Source organism: Sinorhizobium sp. BJ1 (genome assembly GCF_002531555.1).
Taxonomy (GTDB): domain Bacteria; phylum Pseudomonadota; class Alphaproteobacteria; order Rhizobiales; family Rhizobiaceae; genus Sinorhizobium; species Sinorhizobium fredii_B.
This window is the reverse complement of record NZ_NWTH01000003.1, coordinates 114,960-131,894: the sequence shown is the minus strand read 5'-3', so window position 1 is coordinate 131,894 and position 16,935 is coordinate 114,960. Positions and strand designations below refer to the sequence as shown.

The window sequence follows — 16,935 nt, the reverse complement described above, 5'->3', positions numbered from 1 at the left end:
CCTTGAACTTTCGTTTTGAATTCTCAGGCCTTGAATTTCGGATAGTCCGGAAAGTGCTTCTCGAACTTGGCGGGCCAGTTCTTGAGCTTCGGCCGGCCCTTCTGCCACTCGCCGGTAAAGCGCAGCTCGATATAGCGCAGCATGGCGGCGAGCGCGAAATGCCCGGCATTCAGTTTGCCGCCGGTCTTCGGCAGATTGGTTTCGAGATGGTCTAGACCCCGCTCGACCTTTTCCCATTGCCGGTCGATCCAAGGCTGATGCACTTTTTCCGGCGGATGGAAGCGCTTTTCGTAGACGATCGCCAAGAGGCTGTCGCAGATGCCGTCGCAGAGCGCCTCGAAGATCTCGAGCTGGGTGCGCTTCTCGGCATTCTTCGGATAGAGCTTGCCCTTGGTCTCGCGGTCAAGGAAATGCATGATCGCCCGGCTGTCGTAGATCGACTGGCCATCGGCAGTGATCAGTGTCGGGATTTTCCCCAGCGGGTTGTTGTCGATCAGTTCCGGCGGACTGGCGTTGGTATCCGTCAAAACGCTTTCCGCGGCGATGCCGACATGATGGGCGGCCATCCGGACCTTGTTGGAATAGGGCGAGGCGGGCGAGTAGAGTATCTTCATTCGTTTTCCCGTTGTCATGGTGCGGCGGGGAGTAGAACCGCGTCCCGTCTGCAGGCGCGGCGATCTATTTCAGGGCAGGCCCTGAAACGCAATTCCTTGTCGAAGCAGATTCTGATTTCCTCGATCAGCCGGCCCTCGCAGGTAACAGCGATCATCTCTCTCGTCATCCCAGGATTCTTCACTGCGAAAGCCGTCTCGATTGACGCGACGGAGAGGTCACGCGTTTGACCTGTGGAAGCGAGTTCGGCGGGGAGGGCAAGCCGCTCGCGGGCCGCCCGCGTGACGGCAAAATAGTCGGCTTGGGTGAGGCCGGAACAACTTCCGTGCTTGCGCCATTGATGGCCGATCAAGCCCATCGACGGAACGATGTCGAGATATTGCCGGCCGAGCGATTCGGGCACGCGATCCGATTGTCTTGTCGCGCAAAATTGCGGATAGCCGCGTTCGTTCTGCGGCCATAGGCCGTGGACGATCAGACCGCTGCCACGCTCGCATTGTTCCGATTCTTTCCTCGGGTCATTGGCGCGACACCAGGTCGGTGACCAGGACAGGGATAGAACATAGAAGTCGAAGCCCTTGCCGATAGGAACGCTTGCCGATGCCTCGCTTTTCGCGGCCTCCGTGCCTGGGCCGGGGTTTTTGTCGCCTTCATTGCTGCAGCCGGCGATCGCCGACAAAGCGAGAAACGCCGGCAGCAGCCTTGTTGGCGCAATCAACGCAGCGACGAGCAATGGGCGCCGTAGACATACCAGGGATCGAGGCCGCCGATGCAGAACTCGACATTGGAACCGACGCCGGCAAAGCCCCAGGGCCGCTCGATCAGATACCAAAGCGGGCGCCGCACGCCGTCGCTCATTACGGCAGTGCCGTAGCAATATTCACGCTCGACCAGATGCGTATAGTCGCGCGGCTCGAAGCGGCTCTGGCCCAACTCGCGAATCTCGGCAATGGCGAGATTGGCATGAAGATAGTTCGCGGCCTTGTAGTCGAATCGCCGCGTAATGAAGCCCAGCACCGAGGGATTGCCGCAAGCGCCGATGTCGTAGGTGTGTCGGACGACGGGCACCTCCGCATAATCCGCGGCCGCGGCGCTGTTGGCCGCACCGGCGGCGAGCGAAAGCGAGAAGAGAAGCATTCCGGCAAGCTTGCAAATCATGGCTACCTCCCTGGATCGTCTCAAGAGATTGAAGCCACTAAGCGTTACCCGTCAAGGCCCTCGGTTGAGAACTGCTTCGCCACGCAGCCAGAAGCAGCGTGCGGACGCGAAACGATCCTGGCGCAGCCGTTCCTTAAGGTAGGGCAGCAGGATGTCGAGTTCGCCCTTGAGCGTATAGGGCGGATTGATGACGACGAGACCGGATCCTGCAAGCCCGGTGATGTCGCGATCGCTGCGGACCGAAAGCTCGGCGCACAGCATTTTCGGAATCTCCAACGCCTTCAGGGCCTCGTGGAATTCCTTGATCGGTGCGCCTTTCTTCAGCGGATACCAGAGGCAGTAGATGCCGCCTGGAAACCGGCGATAGGCCTTGGCGAGCCCCTCGGCCATCCGCTCGTATTCGCCTTCCTTCTCGAAAGGCGGGTCGACGAGCACGAGGCCGCGCTTTTCCTTCGGGGGCAGGTGGGCACCGAGCGCCAGCCAGCCGTCGAGCCGGGTGATCCGGCTCTGGAAATCGCCGTCGAACAGCCGGTGCAGCGTTTCGTAATCGTCCGGATGCAGTTCCATTGCTGAGAGACGGTCCTGCGGCCGAAACAGCATGCGGGCAAGCTTGGGCGAGCCGGGATAATGCTTGAGCCCGCCATCCGCATTGAGATCGCGCACAGCCGCGAGATAGGGCTCGAGGATCGCGGCGACCGGTGCAGGGAGCTCGGCCTCGATCAGCCTTCCGATGCCCTCACGCCATTCGCCGGTCTTCTGCGCCTCCTCGCCCGACAGATCGTAGAGCCCGATGCCGGCATGGGTGTCCAGCACGCGGAAGGCCTTGTTCTTTTGCTTGAGGTAGGTGACGAGCCGCGCCAGCACCGCGTGCTTCAGGACATCGGCGAAATTGCCCGCGTGATAGATGTGCCGATAGTTCATAAGAGCCGCCGATGGCTGTGATCAATTGTTTCGATGGATGACGAATGGGACTTTGAGCCCCTTGGCGGATGCCATATAGAAAAGCCATGAACGTTGCGACCCCTATCAGAGCAGAAAAATCGGTCGGCCACTCGGTCTGTCCGCATGACTGTCCTTCGGCTTGCGCCCTGGAAGTGGATCTGACCGCCGAGGGGCGGATCGGTCGTGTCCGCGGCGCGGCCGCAAACAGCTATACGGCGGGCGTCATCTGCGCCAAGGTGACCCGCTATGCTGAGCGCATCTACCATCCGGGGCGGCTGATGGTGCCGCAGCGCCGCGTCGGCGCCAAGGGCGAGGGGATCTGGCAGGAAATTTCCTGGGAGGCGGCTCTCGACGAGATCGCCGACCAATTCGTAAAGGCCGAGCAGAAGCACGGCGCGGAAGCGGTCTGGCCCTATTTCTATGCCGGCACCATGGGGCAGGTGCAGCGCGATTCCATCGAGCGGCTGCGTCACGCGAAGCGCTATTCCGGCTTCTTCGGCTCGATCTGCACCAACATGGCCTGGACCGGCTTCACCATGGCGACCGGAGCCTTGCGCGGTCCGGATCCGCGCGAAATGGCCAAGTCCGACTGCGTGGTGATCTGGGGCACCAATGCGGTGGCGACGCAGGTAAACGTGATGACCCACGCGGTCAAGGCGCGCAAGGAGCGCGGCGCCAAGATCGTCGTCGTCGACGTCTACGACAACGCGACCGTCAAGCAGGCCGATCTCGGCCTGGTGCTGAAGCCTGGCACCGATGCTGCGCTCGCCTGCGCTGTCATGCATATCGCCTTCCGCGACGGCTATGCGGATCGCGCCTATATGGCGGAGTTCGCCGACGATCCGGCCGGGCTCGAGGCTCATCTCAAGACACGCGGGCCGGAATGGGCATCGGCCATCACCGGTCTGACCGTGGAGGAAATCGAGACTTTTGCGAAGCTCGTTGGGACGACGCCGAGAACCTATTTCCGTCTAGGCTACGGCTTCACCCGCCAGCGCAACGGCTCCGTCGCTATCCACGCCGCCGCGTCCCTCGCGACCGTGCTTGGGTCGTGGAAACATGAGGGCGGTGGCGCCTTCCATTCGAACAACGACATTTTCAAGCTCGACAAGCGCGAACTCGTCGGCACCGCTTTGCACGATCCGGATGTGCGCATGCTCGATCAGTCGCAGATTGGCCGCGTGCTGACGGGCGATGCCGAAGCGCTGCGCCACCGCGGCCCGGTGACGGCCCTGCTGATCCAGAACACCAATCCCGTCAATGTCGCGCCCGAGCAACGGCTGGTGCGGCGGGGCTTCCTGCGCGACGACGTGTTTGTCGCCGTGCACGAACAGTTCATGACGGATACGGCTAGGCTCGCCGATATCGTTTTGCCGGCGACGATGTTCCTGGAGCATGACGATCTCTACCGCGGCGGCGGGCACCAGCACATCCTGATCGGCCCGAAGCTCGTCGAGCCGCCGCCGACCGTGCGCACCAACCTCTTCGTCATCGAGGAACTGGCAAAGCGTCTTGGCGTCGCCGACTGTCCCGGCTTTGGCCTCTCGGAACGGCAGCACATCGACCGTTTGCTCGCCAATTACGGCATCGTCTACGAAGAGATGAAAGAGAGGAAATGGCTCGATTGTCAGCCGGGCTTCGAGGAGGCGCATTTCCTCAAAGGCTTCGGCCACCCGGATGGCAAGTTCCGGTTCAAGGCAGACTGGACCGGCACTCCGGCGCCCAATCGGCCGCCGAAGTCGATGGGCCCGCAGGGGCCGCACGGCCGCCTTCCTGAGTTCCCTGATCACATCGATCTGATCGAAGTCGCCGACGAGCGCCATCCGTTCCGGCTGGCGACCTCGCCGGCGCGTTCCTTTCTGAACTCGACCTTTTCCGAGACGCCCTCCTCGATCGAGAAGGAAGGGCGCCCGGAGGTGATGATCCATGCGGAGGACGCCGCCGAGCTCGGTATCGCCGACGGCGACATCGTCAAACTCGGCAACGACCGCGGCGAACTCCGCCTGCACGCCAGGATCGGCGGCGGTGCGCGCCGCGGCGTCGTTGTCGCCGAAGGGCTGTGGCCGAACGGCGCCCATCTCGACGGCGAGGGGATCAACGTGCTGACCGGCGCCGATGCGGTGGCGCCCTATGGCGGTGCGGCGTTCCACGACAACCGGGTCTGGATGCGCCGGGCTGACTAGCGCGAGGAGTCCGTCATGAGCGGAGATCACCAGCACGGGGACGTCAGCAATACGCCGGTATCCCGACTTTGGGGCGCGCTTGCATTGACGGGCGGCTTCATGCTCGCCGAAGTCGGCGGCGGCATCCTCACCGGCAGCCTCGCGCTGATCTCCGATGCCATGCACATGCTGACCGATGCCGCCGCACTTGCGATTGCGCTCGTCGCCATTCATGTCGGCCGTCGGCCCTCCAATCTCTTCCGGACCTATGGCTACGCCCGCTTTGAGATACTTGCGGCGGCCTTCAATGCGCTGCTGCTTCTCGGTGCGGCCTTTTACATTCTCTACGAGGCCTGGCAACGCCTGACCGTGCCGCAGGAGATCCAGTCGGGCGGTATGCTGGCGATCGCGGTGGTTGGCCTTGTGGTCAATCTTCTGTCCATGCGGCTTTTGACGACTCATAAGGACCGAAGCCTCAACGTCAAGGGAGCATATCTCGAGGTTTGGTCGGACATGCTCGGTTCCCTCGCCGTAATAATCGGAGCGGCGATCATCTGGCTCACCGGTCTGCAATGGATCGATTCCGTGTTGGCCGTCGGGATCGGATTCATGGTCTTTCCGCGCACCTGGGTCCTGCTCAAGGACTGCGTCAACATCCTGCTGGAAGGGGTGCCGGCGGCAATGCGGCTCGCCGATGTCCATGCTGCGATCACCACTGTGCCGGGAGTTGCTTCCGTGCATGACCTCCATCTTTGGGCGATTACGCAGAGTCAGCCGTCCCTGACGGCCCACGCCGTGCTTGAAGAAGGGGCGGATGGCGAAGCCGTCCGGCGCGCGATAGCGAATCGGCTCCGCGACGAGTTCGACCTCCACCATACGACCCTGCAGATGGAGCGAATTAGCTGCGCGCCGTCCGAACATGTTTACTGAGCTAACAGGGACTTCGAATGACGAAACACGAGGACCAGCGGTTCCGGATTATCGACCGCCGAACACTCTGGAATGGCTTCGTCAATCTCGAGCAGATCACGCTCGAGCAAATGATGTCCGATGGCAGCACTGCGCGACTCGTGCGCGAAGTGCACGACCATGGCCGTGCTGCGACAATCCTGCTCTTCGACCCCGAACGCCAGATGGTCGTTCTCGTCCGCCAGCTTCGCCTTCCCGTCTTCCTGCAAGGGGAATCGGGATATCTTATCGAAGCGCCGGCCGGCCTTCTCGACGGCGAGGCGCCAGAGGTGGCGATCTGCCGCGAAGCGATGGAAGAGACGGGCTATCACATCGAGAGCGCCCTACATCTCTTCGACGCCTATATGAGCCCCGGCTCGATAACGGAGCGGACAAGTTTCTTTCTCGGCCGCATCGACACCTCCAAGAAGGTGGCGCCTGGCGGCGGCCTTGCCCATGAGGGCGAAGACATCGAGGTGCTGGAAATCCCCTTCGAGGAGGCCATCGCGATGATCGGCACCGGCGAAGTCTGCGACGCCAAGACCATCATGCTCCTGCAATGGGCCATGCTGAACCGCGCGGCACTTTCAGGCTAGCCCTTTGATCCAGCATACATTATCGATAATTCACTTTTTGTCGGCGCCGTGCTGCGGTAAATCGCTCATGTCTTCCTCAACGACACGGGCGACCCATGACGTCCTCCTCCCCGCTGACGCGACGCGTCCTTGACGGTCTCGATCGAAGACTTGCGGCGGCGAAGTGACCTACTTTCGGTCAGAGGCGCGGGCTGTAGTTAGGAGGGCAGGGCAGAGGGGGTTAACTACGCCGATCCTCGTCAAGGCGTGAGTAGCAGGGCCACTGGTATCAGATGGCTGGCGAAATGAGCGTTCCCGAGGCCTCGCCCACCGCGTGGCTGACGGCGCGCCCCTCTTGCATCGTCACCTTGCCCTCGGCGACCAGCCGCAATGCCAGCGGATAGGTCTTGTGCTCTACCGTCAGAACGCGCGATGCAAGCGTCTCCGGCGTGTCGCCGGCAATGATCGGAACGGCGGCCTGCGTGATGATCGGGCCGTCATCCATGCCTTCGGTCACGAAATGCACGGTGCAGCCGGCGAGCTTCATGCCCGCATCGAGCGCACGCTGATGCGTATTGAGCCCCGGGAAAAGCGGCAGCAGCGACGGATGGATGTTGAGGATCCGGCCTTCGTGGCGCTGGATGAAGGCGGCGGACAGCAAGCGCATGTAGCCGGCAAGGCAGATGATGTCCGGCTGGAGCCGGTCGAGTTCCGCGAGGATCGCCGCCTCGTGCGCTTCCTTGCTTTGAAAGTCCCTGCGCACGAATGAAGATGTCGCGATGCCGAGCGCTGCCGCTTTGGCGAGGCCGCCGGCCTCCGCCTTGTCGGAGATGACGGCAATGATCTCGGCCGGGAAATCCGGCTCGGCCGCGGCCTTTGCCAGCGACAGCATGTTGGAGCCGCCGCCCGAGATGAAGACGACGACCTTTTTCTTGCTGGCTGCGGTCATGCTCATACAGCGAGGCTGCCCTTGTAGATCGTGCCAGGCGCACCCTCTTGGCGCGCCACGATGCGGCCGAGCGTGAAGACAGTCTCGCCTTCGGCGGCGAGAACCGCCGCGACGTTATCGGCTTCCGTTGCCGGAACGACGGCGATCATGCCGACGCCGCAATTGAAGGTGCGCAGCATCTCATTGGCGCCGACACCGCCGGTCTTGGCGAGCCAGGAGAACACGGCCGGCGGCTTGATGGCGTCGAGGTCGATTTCGGCGGCCAGCTGCTTCGGCAGCACGCGCGGAATGTTCTCGGGGAAGCCGCCGCCTGTGATATGCGCCAGCGCCTTGATCCGACCGGTTTCACGGATCGCCTTCAGAAGCGGCTTCACATAGATGCGGGTCGGCGTCATCAGGAGGTCGGCAAGCGTACCCTCGCCGAACGGCGCCGGCGCGTCCCAGGCAAGGCCCGAGAGCGCGACGATCTTGCGCACCAGCGAATAGCCGTTCGAGTGGACGCCGGAGGAGGCGAGCCCGAGGATGACGTCGCCCTCGGCAACGTCGCCGGCCGGCAGAAGCTGTCCGCGCTCGGCCGCGCCGACGGCAAAGCCGGCAAGGTCGTAGTCGCCGCCGGAATACATGCCCGGCATCTCGGCCGTTTCGCCGCCGATCAGCGCGCAGCCCGCCTCGCGGCAGCCGGCGGCGATGCCGGCGACGATCGCCGCACCCTGGTCGGGATCGAGCTTGCCGGTGGCGAAATAATCGAGGAAGAACAAGGGCTCGGCGCCCTGCACGACGAGGTCGTTGACGCACATGGCCACCAGGTCGATGCCGACCGTGTCGTGCTTGTCGGCGTCGATGGCGATCTTGAGCTTGGTGCCGACGCCGTCATTCGCGGCGACGAGGACCGGATCGGTGAAGCCGGCCGCCTTGAGATCGAAGAGGCCGCCGAAGCCGCCGATCTCGCCGTCGGCGCCGGGACGCCGGGTCGAGCGCACATGCGGCTTGATCTTCTCGACCATCAGGTTGCCGGCATCGATATCCACGCCTGCGTCGCTGTAGGTGAGGCCGTTCTTTCCCGACTGGCTCATGCTCGTTCTCCAAGGCTCGTCGTATTTTGCGGATGCGATTGGCACGGCAAGCTGAGGAGTGCAAGCGGAGAGGCCCAGACCTGCGGCCTTTTTTCACGTTTTTGCCTTCGCCTCGACGTCTTCAGGCGACAAGAGAGCGGATTGAAGGGCGTCGGGCTTGACCTGCGCGCGCGCCGCACCCTATCTCGTCACACGAAAGACGCGTGGCGTCGGTAGCGCCGGACGCGTGACGGGGAGTACAATGGGCAATCGGGTGAGCGGTTTGGGACTTCAGCGCCAGATTTTTTTCTGGTTGCTGGTGCTTGTCGCCTTTGTCGCCTTTCTGATGGTCTTCAGTTCCATTCTCCTGCCGTTTCTCGCCGGCATGGCGCTTGCCTATTTCCTCGATCCCGTCGCCGACCGGCTGCAGCGGCTTGGCCTCAGCCGCCTGATGGCGACGATCGCCATTCTCGTCGCCTTCGTCGTTCTCTTTGCGCTGTCGCTGATCATCATCATCCCGCTGATTTTCACCCAAGCCGCCGACTTCATCCAGAAGATGCCCGGCTATGTGGCCAGGCTGCAGGCCTTTGTGGCGGACACCACCCAATCGACGCTTGTGCCCGACTGGCTCGAAGCTCAAATGGCGTCGATCAAGCAGAATTCGGCCAAGCTCCTCGAGCAAGGGGCAGCCTTTCTCGGCACACTGTTCCAGCAGCTCTGGAATTCCGGCATGGCGCTGCTGGATATCCTATCGCTCTTCATCATCACTCCGGTCGTCGCCTTCTATCTGTTGCTCGACTGGGACCGCATGGTCCAGAAGGTCGATAGCTGGGTGCCGCGCGACCATGTCGACGTGGTGCGCCAGATCGCCCGCGACATGAACACGACGATCGCCGGCTTCGTGCGTGGCCAGGGTTCCTTGTGCGTCATTCTCGGCCTCTACTACGCCATCGGCCTGTCTCTGGTCGGGCTCAATTTCGGCCTTCTGATTGGCTTTTTTGCCGGCATGATCAGCTTCATCCCCTATGTCGGCTCGCTGGTCGGCCTGGTGCTCGCCGTCGGCGTGGCACTCGTCCAGTTCTGGCCGGACTATATATGGATCCTGCTCGTGCTTGCCGTCTTCTTCAGCGGCCAGTTTCTCGAGGGCAACATTCTCCAACCGAAGCTGGTCGGCAAGAGCGTTGGGCTCCATCCCGTCTGGCTGATGTTCGCCCTGCTTGCCTTCGGCGCGCTGTTTGGTTTCGTCGGCCTTCTCATCGCGGTGCCGGCCGCCGCCGCGATCGGCGTTCTTGTCCGTTTCGGCATCCAGCGATACCTTGATAGCGACCTCTATCACGGGCACAGGACGGCCGCGAACCAGCAGTCGGAGGGCGAGGAGCCCGGCCGACACATGCCATCCTCCAGAGCAAAGCATGACAAGACGTCCTAACGAACAACTGCCGCTCGTCTTCGGCCATGACCCGGCAACCAGCCGGGAGGATCTGCTCGTTTCCGATCGCCTGAGCGCGGCCATTGCGATCGTCGATCACTGGCCGGAATGGCCATCACCGGTCGTCATCATCGCCGGGCCGGTCGGTTCCGGAAAGTCGCACCTGGCCAGTATCTGGCGGGAGAAGTCCGGCGCCGAGACGATCCACCCCGTTGCCGGCTCGAGTGCCGCCGACATCGCCGCCGCCAAGCCGGTGCTCTTCGAGGATGTCGACCGTCAGGGTTTCGACGATACGGCACTGTTCCACGTCATCAACAGCGTCCGCCAGAACGGCACGGCGCTCCTGATGACCTCGCGGCTGTGGCCGATGTCTTGGCCGGTGACACTCGCGGATCTCAAATCGCGGCTGAAGGCGGCGACCGTCGTCGAGATCGGCGAGCCTGACGACGAACTCCTGATGCAGGTGCTCTTCAAGCTGTTCGCCGATCGCCAGTTGCTCGTCGATGAGCGTTTCGTGGCCTATATAGTCACTCGGATGGAGCGTTCCCTGGAGGCGGCGCAGACGATCGTCGAGCGGCTGGATCATCTGGCGCTTGCCCGTGGAACGCGGCTGACGCGTGTCCTGGCGACGGAAGTGCTGGAAGACCTTGCAAATGCCCGAGCCACCGATTGACTGTCACAGTTCCGTCGTCAAAGTGGGATAGCTCGTTTATCCGGAGCAATGGGGTCTGATGGGAATGGATAACGCGACGTCTGTAATCACCGAAAAAAAGGTGCCTGCGGAGCAACTTGATCTTCTCACGAGCCCCGAGCGCTTCATCAACCGCGAATTCTCGTGGCTTCAGTTCAACCGCCGCGTGCTCGAGGAAACCCTGAACACGGCGCACCCGCTCTTGGAGCGCATCCGCTTCCTGTCGATTTCGGCCGCCAACCTCGATGAATTCTTCATGGTCCGCGTCGCCGGCCTCGAGGGGCAGGTGCGCTCGGGCGTTTCGTTGCGCAGTCCCGATGGCAAAACGCCGGCAGAACAGCTCGACGATATCCTGAAGGAGATCGACAATCTCCAGATGGAGCAGCAGGCCTCGCTCGCCGTCCTGCAGCAATATCTCGCCAAGGAGGATATCCTCATCGTCCGTCCCGCTTCCTTGTCCGGCCAGGACAGAAGCTGGCTCGCCAATGAATTCGACCAGTCGATCTTCCCGGTCCTGACGCCGCTCTCGATCGATCCGGCGCATCCGTTCCCGTTCATCCCGAATCTCGGCTTTTCGATGGGCCTGCAACTCGTCAGCAGGACCGGGCGCGAGCCGATGACGGCGCTCTTGCGCCTGCCGGTGGCGCTCGACCGATTCGTCCGCCTGCCGGACGTCAAGAACGTTATCCGCTACATCACGCTTGAAGATGTCGTCGGTCAGTTCATCGACCGCCTGTTCCCGGGTTATGAGGTTCAGGGCTCGGGTACGTTCCGCATCATCCGCGACAGCGATATCGAAGTCGAGGAAGAGGCGGAAGACCTGGTCCGCCTGTTCGAGACGGCGTTGAAGCGCCGCCGCCGCGGGTCGGTGATCCGCATCGAGACCGATTCCGAAATGCCCGCCTCGCTGCGCCAGTTCGTCGTGCACGAGCTCGGCGTTCCGGATAACCGCGTCGCCGTGCTGCCCGGGCTGCTCGCGCTCAATACGCTTTCGGAAATCACAAAGGCACCGCGCGAGGACCTGCGCTTCGAGCCCTATAATCCGCGCTTCCCGGAGCGCGTCCGCGAGCATGGCGGTGACTGCCTCGCCGCGATCCGCGAGAAGGACATGGTGGTCCACCATCCTTACGAGTCCTTCGACGTGGTGGTGCAGTTCCTGCTGCAGGCGGCGCGCGATCCCGACGTGCTGGCGATCAAGCAGACGCTCTACCGTACCTCCAACGACAGCCCGATCGTGCGCGCCCTAGTCGACGCCGCCGAGGCAGGCAAGTCCGTGACCGCGCTCGTCGAGCTGAAGGCCCGGTTCGACGAAGAGGCGAACATCCGCTGGGCGCGCGACCTCGAGCGCGCCGGCGTCCAGGTGGTCTTCGGCTTCCTCGAGTTGAAGACCCACGCCAAGATGTCGATGGTCGTCCGTCGCGAGGAAGGCAAGCTCCGCACCTATTGCCATCTCGGCACCGGCAACTATCACCCGGTCACCGCGAAGATCTATACGGACCTGTCCTTCTTCACCTGCAATCCGGTGATCGCCCACGACATGGCGAACATCTTCAACTTCATCACCGGCTATGGCGAACCGGAAGCGGGCATGAAGCTCGCCGTCTCGCCGCATACGATGCGCCCGCGTATCCTCAAGCACATCGATGAAGAGATAGCGCACGCCGAAGCGGGTCGGCCGGCGTCGATCTGGATGAAGATGAACTCGCTTGTCGATCCGGAGATCATCGACGCGCTCTATAAGGCAAGCGGCGCGGGCGTCGAGATCGATCTCGTCATTCGCGGCATCTGCTGCCTGCGTCCGCAGGTGCCGGGTCTTTCCGACAACATTCGTGTCAAGTCCATCGTCGGCCGCTTCCTCGAGCATTCCCGGATATTCTGCTTCGGCAACGGCCACGGCCTGCCTTCGGAAAATGCGCTTGTCTATATCGGCTCGGCGGATATGATGCCGCGCAACCTGGACCGGCGGGTAGAGACGCTCGTGCCTCTCATCAACCGGACTGTGCACGAACAGGTCCTTTCGCAGATCATGCTGGGCAATCTCATCGACAACCAGCAGAGTTACGAGATTCTTCCGGACGGCACCTCGCGCCGCTTGGAAGTCGGTAAGGATGCCGAGCCGTTCAACGCGCAGCATTATTTCATGACCAATCCCAGCCTCTCGGGTCGGGGTGAGGCTCTGAAGTCCAGTGCACCGAAGCTGATTGCCGGCTGGAAAAGCGGTTGGCGCAAGTAAACTGGAATCGCATGGTCGAATCTGAAGCGCAGGGGCGTCTGCCCGGCATCCGCCCTGTGTCCGTCGTGGACATCGGCTCCAACTCCATTCGTCTCGTCGTCTACGAGGGGCTCAGCCGTGCCCCGGCGGTGCTCTTCAATGAAAAGGTGATGTGCGGTCTCGGCAAGGGCATCGACGCGACCGGCCGAATGGAGGAGGAGAGCGTCGAGCGGGCGCTGAAGGCGCTGCACCGGTTCCGTGCGCTGTCCGACCAGGCGCGCGCCACGCAGATGTATGTGCTGGCAACCGCCGCCGCGCGCGAGGCCTCGAACGGCGCGGCCCTCATCGAGAAGGCGGAAGCCATTCTCGACCAGAAGGTTCGAATCCTAACCGGCGAGCAGGAAGCCTACTACTCGGCCATGGGCGTCGTCAGCGGTTATCACGATCCGGATGGCGTGGTCGGTGACCTTGGCGGCGGTTCGCTCGAACTGGTCGATGTCGAGGGCCGGCGGATCGGCAACGGGGTAACCCTGCCGCTCGGCGGTATCCGTCTCTTCGAGCACAGCAACGGCTCGCTGGCACGGGCACGCACCTGGGTGCGGAAGTTCATGAAGGGTGCCGATGTCCTGAGAAAGGGTACCGGGCGCACTTTCTACGCCGTCGGCGGGACCTGGCGCGCGATCGCCAAGCTTCAGATGGAAATGCGCGACTATCCGCTGCACATGATGCAGGGCTACGAGATCTCCTATGACGAGGCGATGACGATTCTCGCCGAGGTGATCGAGCCCAAGGCCTTGAAGCCCTCTGCTTTTGCAACGATTTCCAAGAGCCGTCGCAGCCTTTTGCCGTTCGGCGCCGTGACGATGCAGGAGGCGATCTCGATCATGCGCCCCGAGCGCATTTCGTTTTCGGCCCTCGGCGTTCGCGAAGGCTACCTGTACTCGCTGCTTTCCGATGAGGAGCGCTTGCAGGACCCGTTGCTCACGGCAGCCGACGAGATCGCCATCCTGCGCGCCCGCTCACCGGAACATGCGCGCGAGCTTGCCGAGTGGACCGGGCGGATGGTGCCGAACTTCGGCATCGAGGAAACCGAGGAGGAGAGCCGCTACCGCAAGGCCGCCTGCTTGTTGGCGGACATCAGTTGGCGCGCGCATCCGGACTATCGCGGCCTGCAGGCGCTGAACATCATCGCCCATTCCGCCTTCACCGGCATTACGCATGCCGGCCGGGCCTACATCGCGCTCGCCAACTACTATCGCTTCGAGGGGCTCAACGACGACGGCGCCACCAGCCCTCTCGCCGGCATCACCACGCCACGTCTTCTCGAACTGGCGAAGGTGCTCGGCGGGCTGTTGCGGGTAGCCTATCTCTTCTCCGCCTCCATGCCGGGGGTCGCCCGCCATCTCACCCTGCGACGGTCGTTGCGGCCGGATGTCGACCTCGAATTCGTCGTGCCGGCAGCCTACCTGGATTTCGAGGGCGAACGCCTTGATGGCCGCCTGCAGCAACTGAGCCGGCTGACGGGCAAGAAACTCGCGTTCCACTTCGAGAGCTGAGAGCCCCGCCCTTTTGCAAGCGGGTGGCGGTCGCGCGAGGATTTCCACGCGCGACCATTCCCGACTATTCGGCCTTGAGGAATTCGCCGACTTCAAGCAGCACGAACTCGTTGTCGTCGGCCTTGTCCAGCGCGCGCCCGGCTGAAAAGGGCAGATTGTTGTCGTTGCCGACGATGATATGCGTGTCGTCCACCCGATCGACGTTCTCGATGGTGACGAAGGGCATGTCGTAGTAGCCGTCGCCGCCGCCCTGGCGCTTCCGGTTGTCCGGATCGGCGATCTTCAGGAGATCGATATAGCCGATCTTGCGCACCGCCTTGCCGATGTTTTCCTCGGTCATTTCAATCTTGTAGATACGCTTCAGCTTCGATCCGACCGCGAAGCAATCCGGCTTCGGATCCTTGGGGTCTGCACAGGCGTTGTCGAGGGTGCCGGCGCCATTGTCGCGTTCGATCACCAGCGCCGTCTTTTCGTCGAGCATGTTGAAGTCGCCGATCGCCTCGCCGCCTTCGGCAAGCGGATAGAGCCAGCTGCGTCCGGTCCAGCTCTTGCGCGCAGCGTCGAGTTCGACGATGCGGAGCGCCGGACGGCCATCCGCCTGCTCGACTGATTCGTTGTCGATCCAAAGCGGTCCTTCGAGCAGGCCATAGAGCTTCGTACCGTCCTTGGACAGCGCCAGCCCCTCGTAGCCACCGGAACGTTTGAGGTTGAAGGCCGGCGTCTTCTTGGAAGGGTCCGCCTGCAAAGCCAGTGTCGGATTGTCCGGCGAGAGGACCGGCTTGCCGTCCACCATCGTCGGGATGACGTCGGTGAGCTTGCCGTTCGTGTCGAACTTCAGGACATAGGGGCCAAATTCCTCGCCGACCCAGAAGCCATCGGCGACAGGCTGGATCGACTCGATGTCGAAATCACCACCCGTGAGATAGCGCGTCGTAGAACCTTCCATGACGATCGGGAAGGGAGCCTTGCTGTCTGGGTCCGAGAAAAAGATCGTCTCCAGCGCTTCGACTTTGCCGCCGTCCCAGTCGATCTTCAGGTGATGAAGCATCAGCGTGGCGTCGGTCGAATTGAGCTTGTTGCCGAAGCCATTACCCGAAAGGCTCCAGAAGGTTCCGTCCGGCATCGCCTTGATGCCCGAAAAGCCCTGCATCGGCTGGCCATTGAAGGGAAGCGACAGCCCGGTCGGCCGAACGACGTCCTTGCCCGGCACGCTGCCCAAATCCATCGCGCGCTTGCGGTCAGCGGCCGAGAACTTGCCGGACGTCTTGAGATAATCGGCCGCATCCGCCGGCGCGGCGATGATGGTATTGGCCGGAAGGATGGCGTGCGCCTTCAGTGTTGCCGGAAAGGCCTTCTCGTCGGCGAGCGCGGTCGTCGTCGACAAGAGCGTCAAGGCGACGGCGAGAATGGATTTCGTCATCAAATTCACCCTGGGTTCGAGGTGGGGATCGCTTCCCGATAGGCGGCTTTGATGACGGCTCGGTGACGCTTCCCTGACAGCGCGGTGAAGCTTTGTTGACGCCGCGATGCGTCTTACGGCGGGACGGCGCGAAGCGCGAACACGCCGAGCTTCTGGCCGCGGCCTTTCACCTCGTGTTCGCCGAGGTCTTCGCTTCTGACAAAAATGGGCAAGCGCATGCGCCGCAAGAGATCGGCGGAAATCAACACCTGCCGATCAAGCGTTCGGCAGAGGCCCTCGAGACGCGCCGTCGTGTTCACCGTGTCTCCGAAATAGGTGATCTTGTGCCTGTCGACGCCGATTTCGGCGGCGACGATCGTTCCGCCGTGAAGTGCGGCGCGCAGGCGCGGAACCTCGGCGTAAACCTTGCGCCAGCGGGAGGCGGACGCTTCGACCTGGTCGAGAATGTCGAAGACGCAGCGAATGCAGGCGGCGTCCGCCACGGCGCGATCGAAGGACCAGGTGATGACTGCAGCGTCCCCGACATAGTCGTCGATGGATCCGCGGTAGCGCAGCACCGGGTCGGCGACCTCCGCAAACAGCTTTCCGAGATATTCCTGCATCTTGAGATCGCCGAAGCGCTCGGCATAGGAGGTCGAGCCGGCGACATCGATAAACAGGAAGACGCGCTCCTCCTGCACCGGCTTGCGGTAGCGTCCCGTCAGCAAGCTGAGGAAGACATTGCGGCCGAGCAGTTCCCGCACCCGCAGGACGAAAATAATCGGACCGGAAACGACGAGCGCATAGACGAGCGCATTGAAGGACGGAATCACCGCGTCACTCCAGCTCTGCTGCAGCACGCCCAACAGCTTCAGCACCACCCCCGCCGCGACAAAGCCGAGATTCTCAACGGCGAAATAGACGGCGACCGAGGACAACAGAAAGGCTGGCGTCGGAAAGCTGTGGATCGTCCTGTAGAGGCGGCGGAAGATGATGCGTCGTTCAAAGGCAAGGACCGGCATGCAGATGAAGACCGCAAAGGTCGCGCCGATCAGCGCGCCGTCCCCATAGACGACCCAGGCATAGGCCACGCCGCTGCCGGCGACGACCAAGAGCAACAGGATGAACTCGAGCGTGGAAAATCTCCAGCGCATGCGCGACGGCCTCGGAAATCGAACTTCTGAAGGATGGCCGCGACCTGGGCAGCCCCATCCGCAGCGGTGCGAGCATCTGCTCCTCGGCCTTCGCGT

At 62.7% G+C, this 16,935-nt stretch carries 15 protein-coding genes; 7 read left to right on the top strand and 8 right to left on the bottom strand.

The genetic code is table 11. The features are described 5' to 3' along the window. Window positions 1-23: 23 nt before the first annotated feature. From CO676_RS03930 to CO676_RS03915, 4 genes are read right to left on the bottom strand one after another with little or no spacing between them, the layout of a single operon-like run. Window positions 24-614 (bottom strand): glutathione S-transferase, encoded by a 591-nt coding sequence (locus tag CO676_RS03930; protein ID WP_014761674.1) that lies wholly within the window; start codon window positions 612-614, stop codon window positions 24-26. A 14-nt stretch (window positions 615-628) separates the two neighbouring features. Continuing rightward, window positions 629-1,345 (bottom strand): ribonuclease T(2), encoded by a 717-nt coding sequence (locus CO676_RS03925; protein ID WP_014761675.1) that lies wholly within the window; start codon window positions 1,343-1,345, stop codon window positions 629-631. Next, complete coding sequence (locus tag CO676_RS03920; protein WP_014761676.1) at window positions 1,327-1,770, bottom strand: hypothetical protein; 444 nt, start codon at window positions 1,768-1,770, stop codon at window positions 1,327-1,329. Before CO676_RS03920 ends, CO676_RS03925 begins: the two co-directional genes overlap by 19 nt. A gap of 51 nt (window positions 1,771-1,821) precedes the next feature. After that, window positions 1,822-2,691 (bottom strand): 23S rRNA (adenine(2030)-N(6))-methyltransferase RlmJ, encoded by an 870-nt coding sequence (locus CO676_RS03915; RefSeq protein WP_014761677.1) that lies wholly within the window; start codon window positions 2,689-2,691, stop codon window positions 1,822-1,824. Window positions 2,692-2,759: 68 nt separating this feature from the next. Between CO676_RS03915 and CO676_RS03910 the strand changes: the two genes are divergently transcribed. The 3 genes from CO676_RS03910 to CO676_RS03900 are packed head-to-tail and all read left to right on the top strand — an operon-like array spanning window position 2,760 to window position 6,418. Then, complete coding sequence (locus tag CO676_RS03910) at window positions 2,760-4,895, top strand: molybdopterin oxidoreductase family protein (RefSeq protein WP_097519720.1); 2,136 nt, start codon at window positions 2,760-2,762, stop codon at window positions 4,893-4,895. A gap of 15 nt (window positions 4,896-4,910) precedes the next feature. Then, window positions 4,911-5,804 carry a cation diffusion facilitator family transporter gene (locus CO676_RS03905; protein WP_097519719.1) on the top strand — a complete coding sequence of 298 codons (894 nt, stop codon included), beginning with the start codon at window positions 4,911-4,913 and terminating at the stop codon, window positions 5,802-5,804. Window positions 5,805-5,821: 17 nt separating this feature from the next. After that, a complete protein-coding gene (locus CO676_RS03900) occupies window positions 5,822-6,418 on the top strand; it encodes an NUDIX domain-containing protein (RefSeq protein ID WP_097519718.1) in 597 nt (198 codons plus the stop codon). 268 nt (window positions 6,419-6,686) lie between these two features. Here CO676_RS03900 and purN read toward each other — a convergent pair whose 3' ends face one another. Both purN and purM read right to left on the bottom strand, forming a co-directional pair. Further along, on the bottom strand, window positions 6,687-7,352 hold the full coding sequence (gene purN, locus CO676_RS03895; protein ID WP_097519717.1) for a phosphoribosylglycinamide formyltransferase: 666 nt from the start codon (window positions 7,350-7,352) through the stop codon (window positions 6,687-6,689). Next, window positions 7,349-8,419, bottom strand: coding sequence for a phosphoribosylformylglycinamidine cyclo-ligase (purM, locus tag CO676_RS03890; RefSeq protein WP_097519716.1), 1,071 nt, complete (start codon window positions 8,417-8,419; stop codon window positions 7,349-7,351). Before purM ends, purN begins: the two co-directional genes overlap by 4 nt. A gap of 241 nt (window positions 8,420-8,660) precedes the next feature. On the opposite strand from purM, the gene CO676_RS03885 reads away from it, so the two are divergent. The 4 genes from CO676_RS03885 (at window position 8,661) to ppx (ending at window position 14,286) form a co-directional block, all read left to right on the top strand. Beyond that, complete coding sequence (locus CO676_RS03885) at window positions 8,661-9,827, top strand: AI-2E family transporter (RefSeq protein WP_014761683.1); 1,167 nt, start codon at window positions 8,661-8,663, stop codon at window positions 9,825-9,827. Then, on the top strand, window positions 9,811-10,500 hold the full coding sequence (gene hdaA, locus CO676_RS03880; RefSeq protein WP_097519715.1) for a DnaA regulatory inactivator HdaA: 690 nt from the start codon (window positions 9,811-9,813) through the stop codon (window positions 10,498-10,500). The genes CO676_RS03885 and hdaA overlap by 17 nt, the downstream gene beginning before the upstream one ends. Before the next feature lie 64 nt (window positions 10,501-10,564). Next, window positions 10,565-12,751: an RNA degradosome polyphosphate kinase gene (locus CO676_RS03875; protein ID WP_041413911.1), complete on the top strand. Its 2,187-nt coding sequence runs from the start codon at window positions 10,565-10,567 to the stop codon at window positions 12,749-12,751. A gap of 11 nt (window positions 12,752-12,762) precedes the next feature. Continuing rightward, window positions 12,763-14,286 carry an exopolyphosphatase gene (gene ppx / locus CO676_RS03870; protein ID WP_097519714.1) on the top strand — a complete coding sequence of 508 codons (1,524 nt, stop codon included), beginning with the start codon at window positions 12,763-12,765 and terminating at the stop codon, window positions 14,284-14,286. Window positions 14,287-14,350: 64 nt separating this feature from the next. On the opposite strand, the gene CO676_RS03865 is transcribed toward ppx, so the two are convergent. Further along, window positions 14,351-15,706 (bottom strand): esterase-like activity of phytase family protein, encoded by a 1,356-nt coding sequence (locus CO676_RS03865; protein WP_097519713.1) that lies wholly within the window; start codon window positions 15,704-15,706, stop codon window positions 14,351-14,353. Window positions 15,707-15,819: 113 nt separating this feature from the next. Further along, the gene (locus CO676_RS03860) at window positions 15,820-16,839 is read right to left on the bottom strand and encodes an adenylate/guanylate cyclase domain-containing protein (RefSeq protein ID WP_097519712.1); all 1,020 of its coding nucleotides are present in this window, start codon (window positions 16,837-16,839) and stop codon (window positions 15,820-15,822) included. Window positions 16,840-16,935 lie beyond the last annotated feature (96 nt).

Bases quoted from the DNA above. Each gene is read 5' to 3' on its own strand.
- CO676_RS03930 (WP_014761674.1), bottom strand. From the start codon at position 614: ATGAAGATACTCTACTCGCCCGCCTCGCCCTATTCCAACAAGGTCCGG.
- CO676_RS03920 (WP_014761676.1), bottom strand. From the start codon at position 1,770: ATGATTTGCAAGCTTGCCGGAATGCTTCTCTTCTCGCTTTCGCTCGCC.
- CO676_RS03915 (WP_014761677.1), bottom strand. From the start codon at position 2,691: ATGAACTATCGGCACATCTATCACGCGGGCAATTTCGCCGATGTCCTG.
- CO676_RS03910 (WP_097519720.1), top strand. From the start codon at position 2,760: ATGCCATATAGAAAAGCCATGAACGTTGCGACCCCTATCAGAGCAGAA.
- CO676_RS03905 (WP_097519719.1), top strand. From the start codon at position 4,911: ATGAGCGGAGATCACCAGCACGGGGACGTCAGCAATACGCCGGTATCC.
- CO676_RS03900 (WP_097519718.1), top strand. From the start codon at position 5,822: ATGACGAAACACGAGGACCAGCGGTTCCGGATTATCGACCGCCGAACA.
- purN (WP_097519717.1), bottom strand. From the start codon at position 7,352: ATGAGCATGACCGCAGCCAGCAAGAAAAAGGTCGTCGTCTTCATCTCG.
- purM (WP_097519716.1), bottom strand. From the start codon at position 8,419: ATGAGCCAGTCGGGAAAGAACGGCCTCACCTACAGCGACGCAGGCGTG.
- CO676_RS03885 (WP_014761683.1), top strand. From the start codon at position 8,661: ATGGGCAATCGGGTGAGCGGTTTGGGACTTCAGCGCCAGATTTTTTTC.
- hdaA (WP_097519715.1), top strand. From the start codon at position 9,811: ATGACAAGACGTCCTAACGAACAACTGCCGCTCGTCTTCGGCCATGAC.
- CO676_RS03875 (WP_041413911.1), top strand. From the start codon at position 10,565: ATGGATAACGCGACGTCTGTAATCACCGAAAAAAAGGTGCCTGCGGAG.
- ppx (WP_097519714.1), top strand. From the start codon at position 12,763: ATGGTCGAATCTGAAGCGCAGGGGCGTCTGCCCGGCATCCGCCCTGTG.
- CO676_RS03865 (WP_097519713.1), bottom strand. From the start codon at position 15,706: ATGACGAAATCCATTCTCGCCGTCGCCTTGACGCTCTTGTCGACGACG.
- CO676_RS03860 (WP_097519712.1), bottom strand. From the start codon at position 16,839: ATGCGCTGGAGATTTTCCACGCTCGAGTTCATCCTGTTGCTCTTGGTC.